At 46.7% G+C, this 19,289-nt stretch carries 18 protein-coding genes; 10 read left to right on the top strand and 8 right to left on the bottom strand.

Annotated features, from left to right (window positions below; translation table 11 throughout):
• Positions 1-50: 50 nt before the first annotated feature.
• On the bottom strand, positions 51-584 hold the full coding sequence (locus ACG1BZ_RS08740) for an SRPBCC family protein (protein ID WP_413665261.1): 534 nt from the start codon (positions 582-584) through the stop codon (positions 51-53).
• A 206-nt stretch (positions 585-790) separates the two neighbouring features.
• Positions 791-1,702 carry a LysR family transcriptional regulator gene (locus tag ACG1BZ_RS08735; protein WP_413665260.1) on the bottom strand — a complete coding sequence of 304 codons (912 nt, stop codon included), beginning with the start codon at positions 1,700-1,702 and terminating at the stop codon, positions 791-793.
• Between the two features lie 123 nt (positions 1,703-1,825).
• Between ACG1BZ_RS08735 and ACG1BZ_RS08730 the strand changes: the two genes are divergently transcribed.
• Both ACG1BZ_RS08730 and ACG1BZ_RS08725 read left to right on the top strand, forming a co-directional pair.
• Complete coding sequence (locus ACG1BZ_RS08730) at positions 1,826-2,560, top strand: glycine betaine ABC transporter substrate-binding protein (protein WP_413665259.1); 735 nt, start codon at positions 1,826-1,828, stop codon at positions 2,558-2,560.
• A gap of 27 nt (positions 2,561-2,587) precedes the next feature.
• A complete protein-coding gene (locus ACG1BZ_RS08725; RefSeq protein WP_413665258.1) occupies positions 2,588-3,694 on the top strand; it encodes an L-dopachrome tautomerase-related protein in 1,107 nt (368 codons plus the stop codon).
• Positions 3,695-3,738: 44 nt separating this feature from the next.
• On the opposite strand, the gene ACG1BZ_RS08720 is transcribed toward ACG1BZ_RS08725, so the two are convergent.
• Positions 3,739-3,945 carry a DUF2905 domain-containing protein gene (locus tag ACG1BZ_RS08720; protein ID WP_282933328.1) on the bottom strand — a complete coding sequence of 69 codons (207 nt, stop codon included), beginning with the start codon at positions 3,943-3,945 and terminating at the stop codon, positions 3,739-3,741.
• 122 nt (positions 3,946-4,067) lie between these two features.
• Between ACG1BZ_RS08720 and ACG1BZ_RS08715 the strand changes: the two genes are divergently transcribed.
• From ACG1BZ_RS08715 to ACG1BZ_RS08695, 5 genes are all read left to right on the top strand, one after another.
• Entirely contained in the window at positions 4,068-5,234 is a 1,167-nt protein-coding gene (locus ACG1BZ_RS08715; protein WP_413665257.1) for a PQQ-dependent sugar dehydrogenase, read from the top strand.
• Positions 5,235-5,301: 67 nt separating this feature from the next.
• Positions 5,302-6,954 carry an amidohydrolase gene (locus tag ACG1BZ_RS08710; RefSeq protein WP_413665256.1) on the top strand — a complete coding sequence of 551 codons (1,653 nt, stop codon included), beginning with the start codon at positions 5,302-5,304 and terminating at the stop codon, positions 6,952-6,954.
• Between the two features lie 203 nt (positions 6,955-7,157).
• Entirely contained in the window at positions 7,158-7,631 is a 474-nt protein-coding gene (locus ACG1BZ_RS08705) for a GNAT family N-acetyltransferase (RefSeq protein WP_413665255.1), read from the top strand.
• A gap of 286 nt (positions 7,632-7,917) precedes the next feature.
• The gene (locus ACG1BZ_RS08700; RefSeq protein ID WP_413665254.1) at positions 7,918-8,373 is read left to right on the top strand and encodes a hypothetical protein; all 456 of its coding nucleotides are present in this window, start codon (positions 7,918-7,920) and stop codon (positions 8,371-8,373) included.
• 604 nt (positions 8,374-8,977) lie between these two features.
• Positions 8,978-9,610 carry a GyrI-like domain-containing protein gene (locus tag ACG1BZ_RS08695; RefSeq protein WP_413665253.1) on the top strand — a complete coding sequence of 211 codons (633 nt, stop codon included), beginning with the start codon at positions 8,978-8,980 and terminating at the stop codon, positions 9,608-9,610.
• Between the two features lie 325 nt (positions 9,611-9,935).
• Here the strand turns inward: ACG1BZ_RS08695 and ACG1BZ_RS08690 are convergent, their stop codons facing one another.
• Positions 9,936-12,152, bottom strand: coding sequence for a M3 family metallopeptidase (locus tag ACG1BZ_RS08690; protein ID WP_413665252.1), 2,217 nt, complete (start codon positions 12,150-12,152; stop codon positions 9,936-9,938).
• Between the two features lie 885 nt (positions 12,153-13,037).
• On the opposite strand from ACG1BZ_RS08690, the gene ACG1BZ_RS08685 reads away from it, so the two are divergent.
• Complete coding sequence (locus ACG1BZ_RS08685; RefSeq protein ID WP_413665251.1) at positions 13,038-13,988, top strand: right-handed parallel beta-helix repeat-containing protein; 951 nt, start codon at positions 13,038-13,040, stop codon at positions 13,986-13,988.
• Between the two features lie 307 nt (positions 13,989-14,295).
• Positions 14,296-15,258, top strand: coding sequence for a right-handed parallel beta-helix repeat-containing protein (locus ACG1BZ_RS08680; RefSeq protein ID WP_413665250.1), 963 nt, complete (start codon positions 14,296-14,298; stop codon positions 15,256-15,258).
• A gap of 109 nt (positions 15,259-15,367) precedes the next feature.
• Here the strand turns inward: ACG1BZ_RS08680 and ACG1BZ_RS08675 are convergent, their stop codons facing one another.
• The 3 genes from ACG1BZ_RS08675 to ACG1BZ_RS08665 form a co-directional block, all read right to left on the bottom strand.
• Entirely contained in the window at positions 15,368-15,754 is a 387-nt protein-coding gene (locus ACG1BZ_RS08675; RefSeq protein WP_413665249.1) for a RidA family protein, read from the bottom strand.
• A gap of 11 nt (positions 15,755-15,765) precedes the next feature.
• Positions 15,766-16,134 carry a VOC family protein gene (locus tag ACG1BZ_RS08670; protein WP_413665248.1) on the bottom strand — a complete coding sequence of 123 codons (369 nt, stop codon included), beginning with the start codon at positions 16,132-16,134 and terminating at the stop codon, positions 15,766-15,768.
• 148 nt (positions 16,135-16,282) lie between these two features.
• On the bottom strand, positions 16,283-17,254 hold the full coding sequence (locus tag ACG1BZ_RS08665) for a LysR family transcriptional regulator (RefSeq protein ID WP_413665247.1): 972 nt from the start codon (positions 17,252-17,254) through the stop codon (positions 16,283-16,285).
• Between the two features lie 95 nt (positions 17,255-17,349).
• On the opposite strand from ACG1BZ_RS08665, the gene ACG1BZ_RS08660 reads away from it, so the two are divergent.
• Positions 17,350-18,420 (top strand): alkene reductase, encoded by a 1,071-nt coding sequence (locus ACG1BZ_RS08660; protein ID WP_413665246.1) that lies wholly within the window; start codon positions 17,350-17,352, stop codon positions 18,418-18,420.
• Between the two features lie 28 nt (positions 18,421-18,448).
• Here ACG1BZ_RS08660 and ACG1BZ_RS08655 read toward each other — a convergent pair whose 3' ends face one another.
• On the bottom strand, positions 18,449-19,264 hold the full coding sequence (locus ACG1BZ_RS08655; RefSeq protein ID WP_413665245.1) for a DUF817 domain-containing protein: 816 nt from the start codon (positions 19,262-19,264) through the stop codon (positions 18,449-18,451).
• Positions 19,265-19,289 lie beyond the last annotated feature (25 nt).

Below are 19,289 nucleotides of genomic sequence, written 5' to 3'. Positions count from 1 at the left end.
GCCGTACTCCCATGCGGCCTTTTTTTATTTTGCGGCGTCAAAAAATACAATTAATCCGTGTAAATCTTCTCCATCATTTCTTTCACTTCCGCCTGGTATAGCCGCAACGCTTTTAACAGCTCAAGTCTGAACAGCGGCATATAAAGCAAGTACACTAGCTGATAAATTGGGTTCGCAGAGTGCATTTTGAAATAACACTGTCTCTCCCAGTGACTTGCCCCACCCTTCATTTCGGTAATGGTGTAACTGAAATGGCCGGTGATGTGTTTAGTAATTGGTAAAAATAATAGAACCAGCGCACCACCGTAAATCGTCTTCCCCTCCCAGGAAATTTTGTTGGGCCGCTCATAATTTATTAATTGATGCTTCATTACGTGGTAGCCAGTAATCCCCCAATATTTTTCGATCGCCACGCTACCTACAGTAGACTTATCGCCCCCCAGATTGTATTCCGCAAATAAAGTGTTCGGATATTTGCTTTCCCAATTTCGCAGGTCTACCACATAATCAAACAAGGCTTCGGGTGGAGCTTGTATAATGGCCGCATTTTTGTAGAAGTAGGACTTGTCTTTAAAATACAGCACCAGGCAAATCAACACATACAGAATAATTACCGCATATATGATGTCTAGTATCATCAACTGCCTCCACCACTAAAAAACTTAATACCGGCACTGATATAAATGAACTAGAAAGTCACAAGTCTAATTATAGAAGAATAAAAAAATGCCAGAGCTTTACGGCCTGAATTCAAAATAAATAAAGATAACAATCAATTTGAGAGGGGCGATTAAATCCTCGCAGAAGTGGATATAAATTTCATGGCCAAACGGTCTGCAAATACCGCCACCCGGCGCGGCTGGGCCCGGCTTGGAGGGAACAACATTTGAAGCGGTACCGGCGGTGGAGTGTACTCTTCTAGCAGGCGAACCAGCCTGCCCGCCTGGATATCCGACCCTACATCCAATTCCGATTTTAAAATAATGCCACTTCCCTTCAGGCACCACTGGCGAGCCAGTTCCCCGTCATTGGTCACCCGGTCGCCGCGTACCACCACAGTTTGCTCACTCCCCGATCCATCGCGGCTGTCGAGAAAGCGCCAGTGGCTATCCAGGTTTTCACCGAAACGCATTACCAGACAGTTGTGACCCTTCAGGTCCTCGGGCCTTTGTGGAGTGCCACGCTCTTGTAAATAGCTGGGAGAAGCGCAGAGGATGCGCTGCTTTTGGCTCAGGGTCCTGACCCGAAGTGAACTGTCGGTGATTGCACCGAAACGCAAGGCAATATCAATACCCTGACCGACAATGTCCACATAACCATCCGACAACAGCAATTCAATAGAAATAGCCGGGTGATCCAGTAAGAAGCGGTCAATTTCCGGGGCCACAATCGCCCGCCCCAAGTCACAGGGGGCACTTACGCGAATGCCACCTGACAGGGTCTGCGCTCCTGATCGAATACGGCTTTCAAGGTCATCCACTTCACCCAGAATCTGTTTAGCACCCTCAATCAGGGTGCGCCCTTCCTCTGTCAGGCTAATTGCCCGGGTTGTTCGATTCAGTAACACCACACCGAAGTGCGACTCCAATGCCGCAAGGCGCTCGGAAACCCTGCTGGAAGATAGGCCCGAGTCCCGCGCTGCAGCGACCAGACTACCTTTATCAACAATTTGCAGGAACAACTTGAGATTATCTATCAGCATTGATCGGAAATATCGAATATTGATTTCTATTAATAGCAGTTTATCCGGTAAATCAAAGCAACCACAATACCCCTATCGCAGTAAATACTGCACAGTCACAAACTTACACTAGGGAGTTTCGGTATGGATAACAGTATTCGCATCGGACACATTGCGCTCTCTTTCCACGAGGCCAGCGCTCGGGAAGTCGCCAAGGTTCTCGAGGCTCACGGCCACCAAACCAGCTTCAAGTCCGCCCCCCATGAGGCGGCCTTCGAGTTGCTAAAAAACGGGGAAATCGACCTTCTAACTTCGGCCTGGCTGCCTTCCAGCCACGAGGTCTATCTGAACCCCATACTGGACCAGGTCGAAAAAGTGACCGTGCTGTATGAGCCCCACTGTATCTGGGGTATGCCGGATTATGTGCCCGAAAAAGCAATTGCCAGCGTTGATGACCTACTCAGCGAACCAGCCCTCACCCGTATGGATCGCCTGATCCAGGGAATCAACCCCGGTGCGGGTATTAGCCGCTTTTCCGCTGAAATGATCCAGGCCTATGGCCTCGATAAGGCAGGTTACGAATTCCGACCGGGAATAGAAGCGGACTGCTTCAACCGTTTTGAAGACGCCGTAGCGCAGGAGCGCTGGGTAGTGATCCCCTTGTGGCACCCACAATTTCTTCACAACCGCTACACCATCCGCGCACTAAAAGAGCCCAAAGGCCTTCTCGGCACTCAAGATAAAGCAACGCTCATCGTCCGCAAAGATGCCAAACAGAAAATTGGCAGCGCCGCCCTGGCTGCGCTGTCCCAGCTTTATATCGGCAACAAAAAGCTCAGCGCCTTGGAAGATGCGCTGCGCAAACAAGCCAAAAACTAAAACACCGTAAAATTTAAGGAAGTCGCAATGAAGCCCCCGAAAATACTATTTGCCGCACTGGCTCTTGCAGGTGTTGGCAGCTTAGCCACCAGCGTCACTCACGCAGCTAAAGCGGAGTCCCTGCAAACAGTCACTGAATTCAGCGAATCCCGCGCTGCTGGTGTCACTGTCACCCCCAATGGTCGGGTACTGGTCAGCATGCACCCACTGGATGCGCCAAAACTAAAAGTACTCGAGGTAATGGCCAACGGCTCCAAGCAACCCTTTCCCAATCGAGATTGGGCGGATGGGCCTGAACAGGGTGAAGTGGGCTTTGGATCAGTAATTGGCATTCACTCTGATAGCAAAGGCATCGTCTGGATCTTGGATATGGGCGGTGAAAATACACCCGCCCAACTTGTCGCCTGGGACAGCGTCAATAATAAACTGCACCAACAGATTGAAATCTCCAAGTCCGCATTAGTGGAAAATTCATTTCCGCAGGATTTTTCCCTGGATGAAAAGCGCCAAAAAATCTACATCGCCGATATGTCTTTCGGTAATTTTAACGGCGCGACCAAACCGGCAATTATTGTCGTCGACCTGAAAACCGGTCACTCCCGGCGCGTACTGGAAAGCGCTAATGAATTTATGCCGCCAAAGCAGGATCTCATCATCGGCGGAGTTTTGCTAGCGGCTAAAACTGCAGGTGATACGAATAAAAGCCTGCACTTTGGTCTCAATCCCATTGCCCTGGACGAGAAGGCAGAATGGCTCTACTTTGGCAGCCTCAGCGGCGATAAAATCTTCCGCCTTCCTGCGGCACAGTTGGCGGACGCCGATATTTCCGAGAGTAAACTAACCGCACAAGTTGAAGAATTTGGCCCCAAAAACCCCAGTGATGGCATTGCAATGGCACCGGAAGGTGGCGTGCTGGTTACCGACCTGCAGAATAACGCCATTGGACTGACCACCCAGGGCAATTACCAAATCCTGTTACAGGACAAACAGCTCTCTTGGCCTGACAGCCTCGCTATTAGCAATGGCTGGGTATATATCACCCAGGATCAGCTTCACCAGCATCCTGCTTTCAGTTCTGGCCTTGGTAATGCCAAGCCACCCTACAAGCTGATGCGCTTCCGCTACACTCCATAAACTCCCTCTCACCGCCAGGAGATAGTTGCCCTGGCGGTTTTTTATTAACGTCGAAATAAATTTACCAGTAAACTCAATACCAAACTAACGATAATCATCGATACAATTGGAAAGTAAAAACGGGTGCGCCCCGACTCCACACGAATATCTCCCGGCAAGCGCCCGAACCAGCTGAATAACCCTGGGGAAAAGTGCAATAGCACCCCAACCAACACTAAAATTATTCCTGCGATAATCAACCAGCGGGACATCTATTCACCTCCCTACAGAGTGATTTAACGCCCTGACAATTACCCTGGCGTACTGCCTGGACATTCCCCAGTGACTACTCTATCTATGCTCAATCCCGAGACAAATCGATAGAGGCCATGTGGTGAAATACCTCCTTAGTGTAGTTGTCACAATCTGCATCTTTTTTAGCACTGCTGCCAATAGCCAGAATAATCCTTTGATTTCCCGAGGCACTATCCCGCTCGCCGAAGAGGTTACCCTTACTTCAGTCGCCGGCCCACTTGAATACCCTTGGGGTATAACCAGCCTGCCCGATGGAAGTTTTCTTATCACCCAGCGCAGCGGACAACTCAGAATTGTAAAAGATGGAAAATTATTGGCGGACCCTATCGGGTTTCCAGCAGAAATCTTGTTTCTTGGCCAAGGGGGCCTACTGGATATCGCTGTGAGCCCCACCTTCCCTCAAGACCAGATGCTCTACTTCAGTTATGCCATTGGCAATATGGACAACAACCGACTTGCCATTGGTCGGGCTAAATGGAATAACGGCAAGTTGGAAAACTTTGAAGAGATATTCAAGTCCGCGCAGGGTAAAAATAACGGCGCACACTTCGGTTCCCGGCTCGCCTTCCTACCCGATAAAACGTTGCTGGCTACCATTGGCGATGGCGGTAATCCCCCACAAGAATTCCTCGATATTTTTGCCCGGGAACAGGCCCAAAACCTACAAACCCACTTCGGCTCTATTATTCGTATTAATGGGGACGGTTCAATTCCCGACGACAACCCATTCAAAAACCAAGCAGATGCCCTGCCGCAAATCTGGAGCTTTGGCCACCGCAATCCCCAAGGATTGGTGATCGATCAACAAAGTGGGGAGATCTGGTCCTCCGAACACGGCCCCGCTGGAGGCGATGAATTGAACCGCCTCAAAGCTGGCAGTAACTATGGCTGGCCAAGGGTCACTTTTGGTCGGGACTATCGAGATGGCTCCAATATAGCCTTCAAAATCGAGGATCCAGAATTTACCTCGCCCGCACTGGCCTGGCTCGATACCCACGCCCCTGGAGGACTGGCATTCTATACCGGCAATGCCTTCCCCGAATGGAAAGGACGGCTTATTTCCGCCGGATTAGTTAGCGAAGATTTACGGGTCATTCAGATAAAAGATGATGCCGCTATTGGCGAGCTAAGGATACCTATTGGGGAGCGCGTACGCGACGCAGAAGTTGGCCAGGATGGCAGTCTTTACATATTGACCGATGGCCCCAAAGGCCGTTTACTGCGTATAGATCCAGCAAAACAATAACTCGAACTTCAAGATATTCGACTAGTTGGGGCGAGGTTCAAAAGTCGCCCTATAAGGCAAGCTATCTATGCGTTTTTTCCGCCCCCTTTCAGCCACTCTACTTATGGCCACCTCACTGTGTGTTCAGTCCACCACTCTGATTCACAATGTTTCCGGCTACCAAACTACTGATGATCAACTACTCACGTTCGATGCTTTAGCCTTTGATCAAGGTAAGGTACTGGCAACTGGAAGCTATCAACAGCTGGAAAAGCAATTTCCTACAGCCGATAGAATTGATGCGCAGGGTAAAACCCTACTCCCAGGCCTAATTGATGCCCACGGCCATATGCTGGGCCTGGGCCAACTCACCGGTGAATTGGACTTACGCGGTCACTCCCTTGCAGCAGCACTCTCAGCCATCAAGAAGTACGCCCGGGATCTGGGGCCCGACGAATGGCTATCGGGCCGTGGCTGGAACCAGGTTACCTGGCCCAACAAAGCTTTCCCAACCCGTAAACAACTGGATAAATTGGAAATCAAGCAGCCAATTTGGTTGCGCCGGGTCGATGGCCACGCAGGTTGGGCCAATTCCAGGGCCCTGGAGTTAGCGGGGATCAACAAGGAAACCCAATCACCAGATGGCGGTGAGATTCTACGGGATGAAAACGGCAACCCGACAGGCATCCTGATCGATAACGCCATGAGCCTGATGTACAAGGCGATACCCGCACCTACTTTAGCCCAGGAGAAAAAGAATCTACAAAATGCATTTACCACCGCTCTCTCCCTGGGATTAACCAGTGTGCATGATGCAGGTATCAGCGAACAGACCCTGAACGCCTACAGAGACCTGGCAAATAAGAAAGCCATCCCGTTGCGTATTTACCCCATGCTTTCAGTAGATAGCCACAACTATGCCCAGTTACTTCAGGCCGGGCATATTGGAGAGCCTTCGGACAGGCTGTATATGCGAAGCATCAAACTTTCCGCCGATGGCGCCTTGGGAAGCCGAGGCGCTGCCCTGCTGGAGCCCTACCACGACCGCCCTCAGGAAAAGGGGCTGCTGCTCTACCCGGAAGACAAAATGTTGGCTTTGCTCAAGCTGGCTACCGACAATAACTTCCAGGTTAACGTACATGCGATCGGCGACAGGGCTAACCATATCGTACTGAACCATTTGGAAACCCTAAACAAGGCAGAGAGCCAGGCTAGCTATCGTCATCGCGTGGAGCACGCCCAGGTTATTGAGGTGGAAGATATTCCGCGCTTCGCCCGGCTCAACCTGATTGCCTCCATGCAGCCCACTCACGCTACCAGCGATAAGAATATGGCCGGAGACCGCCTGGGGAATGAACGACTGATCGGCGCCTACGCTTGGCAGACCCTGCTGGAACAAGGCACTCCCATCGCCGCAGGCTCCGACTTCCCTGTAGAACCCGCAAACCCGCTTTTCGGTCTACACGCCGCAGTTACCCGCCGCGACCGCCAGGGAGACCCCAGTAAAGGCTGGCGCGCAGAAGAAGCTATGACTCTGGAGCAAGCCCTGCGCGCCTTTACCCTGGATGCAGCCTATGCCAGCCATCAGGAGAAAGTCATCGGCAACCTTGAAGCCGGGAAGTTCGCCGATTTTATTTTGCTGGATAAGGATATTTTTACGATAGCTCCCCAGGAGATCTGGAAGGTACAAGTTCTGGAGACCTGGGTTGAAGGAGAACAGGTCTACCGTAAACCCCTTTAGCCAGTCACTGACCTTCATTTTTCCCGCACTTCAAACCGCGAATACCGGCGAAAATCGGTATTCGCAGAAACAACGACTGCCCCATAATTCACTAAGAGCCTTGTATTGCGCTATTGCTATACTACTTTTTGTGAATACAAGAAAACATTATTGATAAAGCGCATATAGGTTAATGCCTCAAAGAGAAACAAATAGACCGCGCTATGAAATACATCCAAATACCCGTAAGCGATGCACCTTTATATCTTCTACTCGAAGCAGATCCCTCTAAGAAGAAAATAGACAGCTATTTACCTGAATCCTGGTGTTTCGCAGCAATTGATGCTGGCGTTGTGGAAGGTATATGCGTAGTAAAAGAAATTGATACCGCAATCGCTGAGATTTTCAATATCTCAGTTTCTCCTGAAATGCGACAGCAAGGGATTGGATCAAAACTGTTAAAGTTCTCTCTATCAGAGCTCATCACCAGGGGAGTTCATAGAGTTGAATTGAGCACCGGTACATTTGGTTACCAACTAACGTTCTACCAACGCCATGGGTTCAGGGTTGAAACCGTCATTAAAGATTATTTCTTACATAATTACGATCAGCCCATTATTGAAGATGGGGTACAACACAAAGATGCCTTAAGGCTACTATTAGAAATTACAAGACATACAAAAAATCAACAAAACTAAAAAACAACAAATCTTTTGACTAAGATTTATCAGTGAAATTGGTACATTCTTACTTTCTAAAAAAGATTCCCACTCACATCTTCACCAAGGCCAAAGCCCCAACCTTGAATTTTTACAGGAAAGCTTAATTGTCGCAATTGTCCTGAAATTATTAAAATGATATCAATCTAAACCATCATTCTAACTTGATAATTTTGAAAAGAACTGAGATTATCTTTTAGTAATCTAGACTATTAAGAGATTACAGGAAACCCACCTCATATAACGATTATCGAGCATAGGAAATATGCAAGCACTAAGAAAATTCTTAAATAGACTATTTTTGGGGTTAGGATTTAGCATAGCATGCCTTGGCACTGCTACTCCATTGAGTGCTTTCGCCGCAGAGAGAAAAGCTCCTCTTTGGAAAATGGGTATTGATAAACGTATAGAAGCCGCAACAGCAATCATTGCCACCGAATTTAAAGAGGGAGAAAATGGCAATTTGACGGAAATAGTCTCAGAAGTACTTAAATTGGACGATGGTGTCGATTTACATTTTAAAGTGGGTGATGTGTACAATGAAAAAATAGAAAACGAGGCCGGCATTCGAAAAAATAAAATTAGCGGGCAAATCATATTTATGGCTGGCAACCCCGCTAAGATGGTGATAGCTGGCTCCTATGCAGGTGATAAAATTGGCGGCATGTCGGGCCTCCCTATCAAGGTTCTCAAACAGAAAATAGAAGCGGAGCGCAATTAACCTGTAGAAATTTAGTTCTGCCTTATAGATCAATACTCACAGCATAAGCTCAGCAGAGATCCACAACTAAATCTAATAATCACATAAGGGCAATATTAACGGGCCAGCATGTCGATCGTGTATCCGCCCCTCCGGTGACGATCTAGATGACTCTAGTTAAAACCACTTTACTCCCCTGTCAAGGTAATCCTCTCCAAGTTGAATACTAGCGCTAGGCTCCAAGTCGATGCATATGCGATCGGCGACGGAGCTAACCTTACCACCTCGATATAACCTACCCACGTTACTAGTAATAGTATCGCCCCACTATTGAAGGCGGAGTCCAACACAAAGACATATTGCGACTCTTACTAGATCTTACAAGTAGACGGTAGTAAAGCTATCGGCGGTGTAATAACTACCCTAAATAATAAACGTGCGCCTTTCAATCATCACTCTGCACACCGGGCTCCAAGTCGTCGTAACGCCATTCAGTTATAAGTGAAAATTTCCTTTCATCTAATCTAACTTTACCTGCCAAACATCAACATTAAACCACTCACCTTGAATACTGTATTTATAAACAGTAAACTTAAAGTGACCTAGAAAAAACCAAGGGAATACTATGCCAGTAAAGCATGAATGGCGAAAAAAAGAAAAATCTCTCTATCTCCCTAAAACTCAACCTGAAGTTATCGATATTCCTAAACTTAATTACATTACTATTCATGGAGAAGGCAGCCCTGCTGGGGAGGCATTCACGAACTGTATCGGTACCCTATATTCCTTGGCTTATGCCATCAAGATGCTTCCCAAAAAAACGGATGAGAAGCCGACTGGATACTTTGATTTTACAGTCTATCCATTAGAGGGAGTCTGGGACATCAATGAAAAGGCCAAAGAGAGTTATTCTGGGGAGATCAAAAAAGAAGATTTAATCTATAAGCTGATGATACGTCAGCCTGATTTTGTCGAGCTACCCTTTTTCAAGGAAATACTTAACTACGTTAAGAACAAAAAACCAAATCCATTACTGAATCAAGTTAACTTTGAGACTATTTTAGAGGGGAAGTGTGTACAAATGCTCCACTTAGGGAGATTTGAGGATGAGCCTATCAGCTTTGAGAAAATGGAAGCTTTTGCTAAAGATCAGGGCTTAAATCGCCTATCCAAGGTACACAAGGAAATTTATCTTTCAGACACAAGAAAAGTTGCACCGGAAAAATTGAAAACCGTATTAAGGTTTCGGGTTAGCTAAACAATGGCTTATTTTCACCCCCACAACCAACTTTTATCATCAGATCCCCCCCAGTATCCCAAACCCTATTTTAGTACCAGCTATACACTAACTCTTATCAAGAAACCCTCCAATTCTTAAAGCCATTTATTAAGTTATACACCGGGAATATATTCAAGGTGTTAATGTTTCCAGCTAAGTTAATTAGCGCCTGCGGCTAAACAAGTAAAAGAACTTCACAGAGGGTGAGATCAGAAACCAGCTGAAATACTCACAGACCAAGTTAAACCAATAAAAAAAGCCGCATCGAAGGATGCGGCTTTTTTGTCACGGGGACTATTGCTAATTAGTCCTTAACAGCTACCGTGCTCGCTTTCTTTTCAGGGATCGGGAAGCCACGATCGCGCATTAATGCTTCGATATTGGCATCGCGACCACGGAAAGAGCGGTAAGCGTCTGCCGGGTCCAACGCATTGCGAGGAGCGAACAAGTATTTCACCAGTCTCGCAGCTACTTCCTTATCGTAGAAGCCACCTTTGGACTCAGCGAAAGCCTCAGAGGCATCGGAGGTCAGTACGTCGGCCCACATGTAGCCGTAGTAGCTGGCCGCATAGCCTTCACCGGAGAAGATATGACCAAAATGAGGAGAGCGGTGACGCATCACCAGTTCATCCGGCATACCCAACTTCTTCAAAGTTTCACGTTCAAACTTGTCTGGATCGATACCTTCAGGATCAGCAGTGTGGAACTTCATATCCACCAGTGCAGATGCCAGGTACTCAGTAGTGCTAAAGCCTGAGTTGAACTTGGCTGCTTTCTTGATCTTTTTCACCAGATCCGCAGGGATCGGCTCACCAGTTTTGTAGTGCACCAGATAGTTATCGATTACCGCATCGGTAGACAACCAGCGCTCTAGCAGCTGAGACTGAAACTCAGTGTAGTCACGCACACCGCCATTTAAGGTCGGATAAGTAACGTTGGACGCAAGGAAGTGCAGCGCATGGCCAAACTCGTGGAAGAAAGTCTCTGCATCATCCCAGCTTACCAGTACAGGCTCACCGGGAGCGCCCTTGATAAAGTTGGAGTTGTTGGAAGAGAGAACGTTCTTCTTACCATCGAAAGTGGAGTGGTCGCGGTACATGGTTGCCCAGGCTCCAGAACGCTTACCCGCGCGAGCAAATGGGTCCAGGTACCAGAGGCCGATATGGTCGCCGCTCGTCTTATCGGTAACTTCCCAGACCTTAACATCTTCATGGAATACCGGTACTGAGCCTTCCTTCACTGGAGTGAACTCAAAATTGAACAGCTCTCCAGCCACATAGAACATGGCTTCACGCAGGTTATCCAGCTGCAAGTACTGTTTAACTTCATCGGAGTTCAGGTCGTACTTGGCCTTGCGAACTTTTTCTGCGTAGTAGCGGTAGTCCCAGGGCTCAATAGTGATATTGGCTTTTTCAGCATCAGCCACAGCCTGCATATCAGCCACTTCTTCTTTCACGCGACCAACTGCAGCCGGCCATACCGCTTCCATCAACTCCATGGCACGCTCAGGTGATTTGGCCATACGATCACGCAAGCGCCACTGAGCGTAGTTGTCAAAGCCTTGTAGGCCGACACGCTCATCGCGCAGCTTCAGGATTTCAGCGATAATGGCGTTGTTATCGCGCTCATCACCATTATCACCACGACTGTAGTAATTGGTCCAAATCTGCTTACGCAACTCGCGATTGTCAGAGTAAGTCAGGAAGGGATCCATGGAGGAGCGGGTATTGGTAATCGCGTACTTACCTTTTTCGCCCTTCTCTTCCGCCATTGCTGCCGCTGCGGCGACAAAGGAATCCGGTAGGCCGCCCAGCTGATCTTTTGTCAGGAAGATATCGTAACCTTCCTCATCAGCCAGTACATTGTTGGAGAACTTTGTATAGAGCTCCGCCAAGCGCTTGTTGATTTCTGCATAGCGCTCTTTCTTTTCCCCTTCCAGGGTGGCGCCATTGGTTGCGAACTGGGTATATACCAACTCGACTACGCGCTTCTGCTCAGCGTCCAGATCCATCGACTCACGCTGATCATAGATAGACTTGATGCGCTTAAAGAGGGCCTTGTTCTGGTAAATTTTGGACTCGTAGTCAGCCCACAGAGGTGCCAGTTCACGCTGGACCTTACGGAATTCCGGGGAGGACATATTGCCGGCCCAGATTCCATAATAAGAAGATGCACGACCCAACTCTGCACCACTGCGCTCCATCGGAACAAAAGTATTGGCGAAAGTAGGCTTGGCAGGATCGGCGGCGATGGCGTCCAGCTCCGCCAGATTCATCTCAATACCCTTCTCAATTGCGGGCTTGAGATCTTCAAGATTCATCTTGTCAAACGCAGGAACACCACCAAAAGGACCTGTCCACTCCGCCAATAGCATGTTGCTGGCGTGCTCCGGACTAACAGTCATGGACTTCTCGGCATTCACGGTATCTTTGACCACCTCAGCCTGTTGTGTCTTTTCACCACAACCGCCCACTACCGCAAGAGCTGCGGCCACGGATAGTGCGATCATTGTTTGACGCATCGGTATCTCCTCTAGGATAGAGCTTTGTAATAGTTTTAAGAGCGGGAGTTTAACCCCAGTTGGCCTATGCCCGCCAATACTACCGCCATTCTCAGCCAAGGCTGCGACAGAGTGAAGGAAATACACGACGACCTCCTTTAGCTTTGACCATATGGTCTAGGCGTCCCAGCTACCCACACCTCTCCTACTCAACGATCCCTTCTGAAGTAACCAATTCAGTAAATTCGACCCGAACCTCCTACCCGGTCAAAATCAGCTTATTTCCGTCACCGCCGGAATCTCACTTAAAACTCAACATAAATAAAGCCTTCAGCAGCCAGCTAATACAGCTCCACACCTTTGTTTGCCTTTTGAAAATAAAAGTTCGCTGTCTTGCAGCTAAAATTGAGCCTTTAAATCAGAGGAGCTTTGGAACAGCAATCAAAAATTCACTTACAACAGTAAACGACCTATAAAGCCGCACCTAAACTCAACACAAACAAACACATTTAAATATATTTAGAAAAACCTATTCCCATTCATAATTAGGTGGAAACTTTTCTTCTACTCACAAAATCCTCTTCAACATAAAAGTCACGATTACTGGAAATATTTCCCCATAAGAAAATGCAATTAGCGACAATCCGTAAAATTATCAGAATATTTACCACATATATCAATGAAATTCGGAAATAAAGCCAACCACCTTATGCAATTTTTTATAATTATTTCCATTAAAAAATACTATTAAAACTTCAAAACAATATTTATCTAATCAAGACAGATCGGGCAATATTTAAACGAAAAGCAGGTGCTCTTTTTCAGGCACAAATAACAAATCCGGAAATCTGGCTTTTTATTTTATTTATACATTCGCTCAACTGATTAAAAGTTAGGGATAGACTCATGCAAAAGAAATCCATTTTACCACTTAGCGCAGCTATAGCAGTCTTATCAATGGGTATTGCCTCAGGCTCACAAGCTCAGGCGGTTAGCTGTGGTGACGTAATAACCTCTCCGACCACCCTCGACAGTGATTTAGTCTGCACTATTGCTGATGAATTTTCTGTCGCAATAGCAATTGAGGGACCATCTGGCAGCCTTTCAATGGGAGATTACAGTTTAACCTGTTCCACCAATGAATTTGGCACAGGTATTATTTTACTGGAAAGTGGCGCCCGGCTTAGCGGGGGTAGCGTAATCGGTTGCGGCGATGCTGTGACTGTTGGAGGGGATGGTAACCATTTTGTTACAGGTGTCACTATCACTGATTTTGGTGATGATGCTGTATATGTCGAAAGCGATTTCAATGTGGTCAGCAACATGACAATCACTGGAGATGGGTGGGATTCCGATGAAGGTATCGATATCCAGGGTAATAACAATCTAGTCAACAACAATCTAGTTGAAAATGCTGGTGACGAAGGTATTGAAGTTGCAGGAGACTACAATACGGTTACCTTTAACGAGGTCTATTTTTCAGGAAACGATGGCATTGAAATTGACGGTATTTTTGCAAATATCACCAACAACATATCCGCCTTCAATGGTAGCAGCGGTATTGAAATTGATAGTGACAACGGCACTATCTCTCTAAATAATGTTACTGATAACGAGGAAGGGGGAATCGACCTAGATCAAGGCGATAGCAATAGTATTGTCAATAACAACGTTGTTGATAATGGCACTTATGGAATATTTATTTCGGACGATGAACCTACCAACAATACGATTTCTGGTAATTTCTCTGAGGGCCAAACCTACGACTTATTTGATGCAGTTGACTTTGATTGCACAGGCAGTAATACCTGGCAAAACAATACATTTACCACATCTGATCCCTCTTGTTTAGATTAAATACTTGAGGGAATTTACAAGCAAGCAATTCAAGAACTTATAAATAGCCAACCTCCTTGTCAACCCACTTTAAACTTTAAGGCGATTCTCTTTCCCAAAAAGAGAATCGCTATTCAATTAAAATGTTGCGCACCCACAACCATTAATAAATAGTTTTACTGTCGACATTAGCAGACACTTAAATCCGTCTCAACAATAAGAGACCATATCCGACAGATTAAAAGATACAGACACCTTAAATTACTCCGCTAAATATTCTCAATAAAAAGATATCTACACTTATTAAATCTGTTAAAAGGAGTTAGACATGTTGTACCCCAACCATTACCTTCAAATTCTATCCGCGGCACTACTTTCTCTAGGTGCTTCCCTATCACCAAGCATAAACGCTGTAGAATGCGGCGATATCATTACAGAGCCCGCAACACTAACAGAAGATCTAACCTGTTCAATCAGTGACCCAAATAGCGCAGCTCTCACTATTCAAGGACCAAGTGGCAGCCTATATATGGCAGGATTCTCACTTACCTGTTCCGGACTGGATCAGTCAAACGGGATAGTCCTTACAGGCTCATCCGGTGAACTATCCACAGGCACAATTAATGGCTGTAACGACGCAGTAGTACTATCAGAAGGTGGGCTTCATACCGTATACGGCATCAATATATTACTTCCACTAGATGATGCCATTGTTGTAAGCAGTGATAGCAATATCGTCACAGGCAATTATACACTTGGTGACGGGAATGACTCAGATGATGGAATCGATATCAATGGTAACCTTAATTTTATTTCCCAAAACATTATTGAGTTATCCGGTGACGAGGGTATGGAAGTTGACGGCACTTCCAATACAATAATCGGCAATACTATTACTGGGTCCGACGGTGATGGAGTCGAATTAGATGGGGATTTTTCAATCTTTGTTTCGAACATTGTACAAGACAATGACAATACAGGTATTGAAATTGAAGGAAGCTCATGCACCGTTTCGAATAACACAATAGTAGAAAATGGATCTTCTGGAATTTCATTAGAATTTTCCGCATCCAACAATGGCATCAGTCAAAATACCAGTAGTGACAATGGAGCTTACGGTATATTAGTTATCGGTGTTAATGCCATTGGCAATAACATTGTCTTTAACACTGCCACAGGAAACGGCTTATTCGACCTTGAAGATCTTTTTGAGAGTGAGGATTGTAGCGTTAACAATAACCTTTGGTCAGGCAACACCTTCACATCCGCGGAGCCAAGCTGCCTTGAATAAACCCTAAGTTACGTCTGCCGGGGTTATTAGCCTTTAAACTAAGGCAATAACCCCGCCCCCCTTTACTGCCAATGCTACTATTTCAGGTCGGCATTACCCCCTTTTCAAATTAACTTTCAGAGACAACGGCATCCATCTCAATCTCCACTAACCAATTAGAGTCAATAAACCCCTTAACCTCCACAAAAGTACAGGCAGGGCGAATATCTGAAAACAGTTCCCCATGTGCCCTGGCCGCATCTTCCCAGCGCTTTATATCAACTAACATAATCCGGGTTCTAATAACGTCAGGCAGATGTCCACCAGCCTCCTTCAGAGCAGCGACAGCAATATCCAAGCAGAGTTTGGTCTGGCCATAAACATCACCGATAAAGGCAGTTTTGCCCTCTGATATAGGAGCGGTCCCCGATATAGCGATTTGCCCCCCGATCCTACAGGCTCTTGAAAACCCTATGGGATTCTCAAGGTATGAACCGGAACTTACCAATTTTCTCACTTTAACTCCTTCTAACGAGTAAATACGGCTATTTTATTTCCATCCAAATCCCTAAAATAGGCCCCATAAAAAGATTCCGAATTCCTATAGCCTGGATCACCTTCAGATGTCCCTCCAAGTCCAAGCGCTATAGAAAAAATCTTATCGACTTTATCAATACTGCCAACGTTAAGGGCTAACATTGTACCGTTACCAATACTCGCCGGCTTTTCATCATAGGGAGCAGTAACAGCAAGTTTTGTGGAGGAGCCTTTAAACTGCCAGAAAATAACTGTATCAGAGCGATAAACTTCCTCCGCAGCAATAGGGGCTAAAATCTTGCAATAAAACAGCCCCGCCCTAGGCAAGTTATTTGTACCTAATGTTATATGAGAAATCATGTCGTAAAGCACCCTATTGGGAATAGTAAAACCTAAGATTTTATGGTCTAACCGCTAAAGCAACTACTGTATTTCAAAGGTTTCAATCCGTGATCAGGTCTCTATTTAGTGAGAACGGCACCTCCAGATAATTGCCCCTACCTAAATTCTACAAATTCCCAGTAGTCAACGGGCAGGTCTCATATTGGCATAGCTGGTGATCAGGACCGAACTCAAATCGGCCTTTAATTTCATTTAAATACTCCAACAGTGCCGAGACTCTCTTGGGCTTATTGACTCCGGGCCGATAGACTACATAAATTGGCATAAATATCGCGTGCCATTCGGGAAATATTCGTATTAACTCCTGCTTCTCCAACTCACAGATCATGCTGTTAACCGGAATTTGAGCTATTCCCACCCCGCCAGCAGCAGCCCTTTTTGCCGTTTCTGGATTGCCACAATGGAAGTTACTTCGCACTTCGATAGATTCCGTTTTGTTTTCGGATACTAGAGTCCAAAAAGCAGACTCAGGGGCAGTCCCGGCTGTAATACAATTGTGCTGCCTGAGCTCCTGGGGTGACTCAGGTATTCCGTACTCCCTTAAATAGTCCGGACTGGCTACCAGAACCTGAGTCGTATACCCGATTTCTTTCGCCACCAAACGGTCATCGGCGATCTGCCCGACACGAATTGCCAGGTCTATACCCTGAATAAACAGGTCATCAAAAGTGTTGGATAGCTCCAGCGAGATTTGGGCTTTCGGCCACTGCTGGAGAAATGGAGGGAAAATATACTGGGCCAGGTAGCTCCCCATGGCCGGGGGGGCCGATACACGCAGCAACCCCTGTACTTGCTGCTCTATCTCCCGCACATCCTCGCGCAAGGATTTAAACTCCTCCACCAGTAAAGAGGCCCGGCGAAGGGTAACCCGGCCCGCATCAGTAATCTCAATTTTCCGTGTAGAGCGCTCCAGCAGCTTGGCTTGCAGTTGCTCTTCCAGCTTCGAAATGGCTTTGCTCACTGTAGATTTGGGCAGTCCCAGCTCCTCGGCACACTGGGTGAGACTCAGCAGTCTGCAAGTGGTCACAAAGATTGATAAAGTTCGAAAGTCTATAGTTTCCAAATCGCGAACAATCAATTTCCAAACACCTTATTGTTTCCAATAAGCTGTGAGCTTAGTCTGTGCGCCATCGATAGACAACTGCTTTTCGTGACAACATTGAGGCACACAAGATGACTGCGACACAGGATCTGTTTACAGGTATTCAATTAGGTGATGTGAAGCTTGCCAACCGTGCGGTGATGGCCCCCCTGACCCGCGCAAGAGCTGAAAACCACGTACCTACCCCTTTAATGGCTGAGTACTATGCACAGAGGGCTGGCGCCGGCCTGATTATTGCCGAGGCAACTATGGTGGCAGAGGGAACTTCAGCCTTTATTTCTGAGCCAGGTATCTACTCCCAGGAACAGATCGAAGGCTGGAGACAAGTGACTGACGCCGTTCACGAGAGAGGCGGCAAGATATTCCTGCAACTTTGGCACGGTGGGCGAGCCAGTCACCCCGATCTGAATAATGGCACAACGCCGGTTGCAGCCAGCCCAATCGCCATTGACGATACGGTTCACACACCGGACGGAAAAAAACCTTACACCACCCCAAGACCCCTTGAAACTGTGGAGATCCCAGGAATTATCGCGGCTTTTAAACAGGGAGCAATCAATGCTAGAGATGCTGGCTTCGATGGAGTTGAGGTTCATGGTGCAAACGGCTATCTCTTGGACAGTTTTTTGCGGGATGGCTCAAACCTTAGAACAGACGAGTACGGTGGGTCTTTAGAGAATCGTGCACGCTTGCTGTTTGAAGTTCTGGAAGCCGTTATCGAAGTTTGGGGCTCCGGCAAAGTTGGATTGCGAACTTCTCCCCTAAACGGATTCAACAGCATGCGCGATAGCGATCCTGAGGGACACACTCGCTGGTTTGCATCAAAATTGAATGAATATAATTTGGCCTACTGGCACTTGATGCGAGCCGACTTCCTCGGCGAGCAACTCGGAGATGTATTGACTCCAGCAAGGGAACTGTATCAGGGCAATCTGATTGGCAATATGGGGTACGGGCGAGATGAGGCCAATACAGCCATTGGGCAGCAGCAAGTAGATGCGGTTGCCTTCGGCGTTCCATTCCTGGCGAACCCGGACCTGCTAAAGCGTTTTAAAGCCGATGCGAGCTTAAATGAAGCAGACCCAAACACCTTCTATACCGGTGGCGCAAACGGATATACCGATTACCCCACAATGCCCTAACCTTTAAGGAGTAAGCAGCTAGGTCGCCTTAAGCGGGCGACCTGCTTTCCGTACTCGGAGCACCAGCAGTCTCGGAGCGGATCTTCACGTTATTAATCAGTGAGACCAGTACAAAACTCAGCAGCATCAGTAGATACCATGAACTGAGCTTCGCCAGAGATACCATTTGCCATTCATGGGATTGATTAGGGTAAATCCATATATTTGCAAAAGTAGCAATATTTTCAGCAAACCAAATAAACAGTGCTACCAGCAACCACCCCAAAAGAAGCGGCATAGAGCGATGCTTTTCAACGACCTTAAAGTAAATATTGGTTCGATAAAACAATAACACTGTTCCCGCTAGTAACGCCCAGCGGAAATCCCAGATATAGTGATGTGTAAAGAAGTTGACATAGATAAACACAACCAGAACAACTGTCAGCAATTTCGATGGATAGTGAGAATATTCAAATTCAAAAATTCGCCACACTCGAGCAATGTAACTGCCCACTGCGCTATACATGAACCCTGTAAACAGTGGCACATTACCAATCCCAAAGAAATACTCTTCCGGGTAACTCCATGAGCCAATAGCGTCAGATGTCTTAAATATCTCCATGACGGTCGCAACGACATGAAATACGACAATAACTATTGACTCCCTGAATGTTTCCAGTTTTGTAGCTAGAAGAAAGACCTGAAAGGCTATAGCAGCCAGAAAGATAAAGTCATACCGGTGAATCGATTCCAGTGGATACCAATAGTTGGTGACAATCATAATTCCCAGCAAGAAGCCACCGAAAATACAGGCATAAGCCTGCCTCAAGCCAAACAACCAGAACTCACGAATATATCGTTTCAAATCCACACTTGATAACACTGCAAAC

Source organism: Microbulbifer sp. CNSA002 (genome assembly GCF_047324085.1).
In the GTDB taxonomy this organism is placed as follows: Bacteria; Pseudomonadota; Gammaproteobacteria; order Pseudomonadales; family Cellvibrionaceae; genus Microbulbifer.
The sequence above is the reverse complement of the archived record's forward strand: the minus strand, read 5'-3'. Positions and strand labels throughout refer to the sequence as shown.

What these genes read in the sequence shown, in the direction of transcription:
- ACG1BZ_RS08735 (WP_413665260.1), bottom strand. Translation starts at nt 1,702, where the DNA reads ATGCTGATAGATAATCTCAAGTTGTTCCTGCAAATTGTTGATAAAGGT.
- ACG1BZ_RS08730 (WP_413665259.1), top strand. Translation starts at nt 1,826, where the DNA reads ATGGATAACAGTATTCGCATCGGACACATTGCGCTCTCTTTCCACGAG.
- ACG1BZ_RS08725 (WP_413665258.1), top strand. Translation starts at nt 2,588, where the DNA reads ATGAAGCCCCCGAAAATACTATTTGCCGCACTGGCTCTTGCAGGTGTT.
- ACG1BZ_RS08720 (WP_282933328.1), bottom strand. Translation starts at nt 3,945, where the DNA reads ATGTCCCGCTGGTTGATTATCGCAGGAATAATTTTAGTGTTGGTTGGG.
- ACG1BZ_RS08710 (WP_413665256.1), top strand. Translation starts at nt 5,302, where the DNA reads ATGCGTTTTTTCCGCCCCCTTTCAGCCACTCTACTTATGGCCACCTCA.
- ACG1BZ_RS08705 (WP_413665255.1), top strand. Translation starts at nt 7,158, where the DNA reads ATGAAATACATCCAAATACCCGTAAGCGATGCACCTTTATATCTTCTA.
- ACG1BZ_RS08700 (WP_413665254.1), top strand. Translation starts at nt 7,918, where the DNA reads ATGCAAGCACTAAGAAAATTCTTAAATAGACTATTTTTGGGGTTAGGA.
- ACG1BZ_RS08695 (WP_413665253.1), top strand. Translation starts at nt 8,978, where the DNA reads ATGCCAGTAAAGCATGAATGGCGAAAAAAAGAAAAATCTCTCTATCTC.
- ACG1BZ_RS08690 (WP_413665252.1), bottom strand. Translation starts at nt 12,152, where the DNA reads ATGCGTCAAACAATGATCGCACTATCCGTGGCCGCAGCTCTTGCGGTA.
- ACG1BZ_RS08685 (WP_413665251.1), top strand. Translation starts at nt 13,038, where the DNA reads ATGCAAAAGAAATCCATTTTACCACTTAGCGCAGCTATAGCAGTCTTA.
- ACG1BZ_RS08680 (WP_413665250.1), top strand. Translation starts at nt 14,296, where the DNA reads ATGTTGTACCCCAACCATTACCTTCAAATTCTATCCGCGGCACTACTT.
- ACG1BZ_RS08670 (WP_413665248.1), bottom strand. Translation starts at nt 16,134, where the DNA reads ATGATTTCTCATATAACATTAGGTACAAATAACTTGCCTAGGGCGGGG.
- ACG1BZ_RS08660 (WP_413665246.1), top strand. Translation starts at nt 17,350, where the DNA reads ATGACTGCGACACAGGATCTGTTTACAGGTATTCAATTAGGTGATGTG.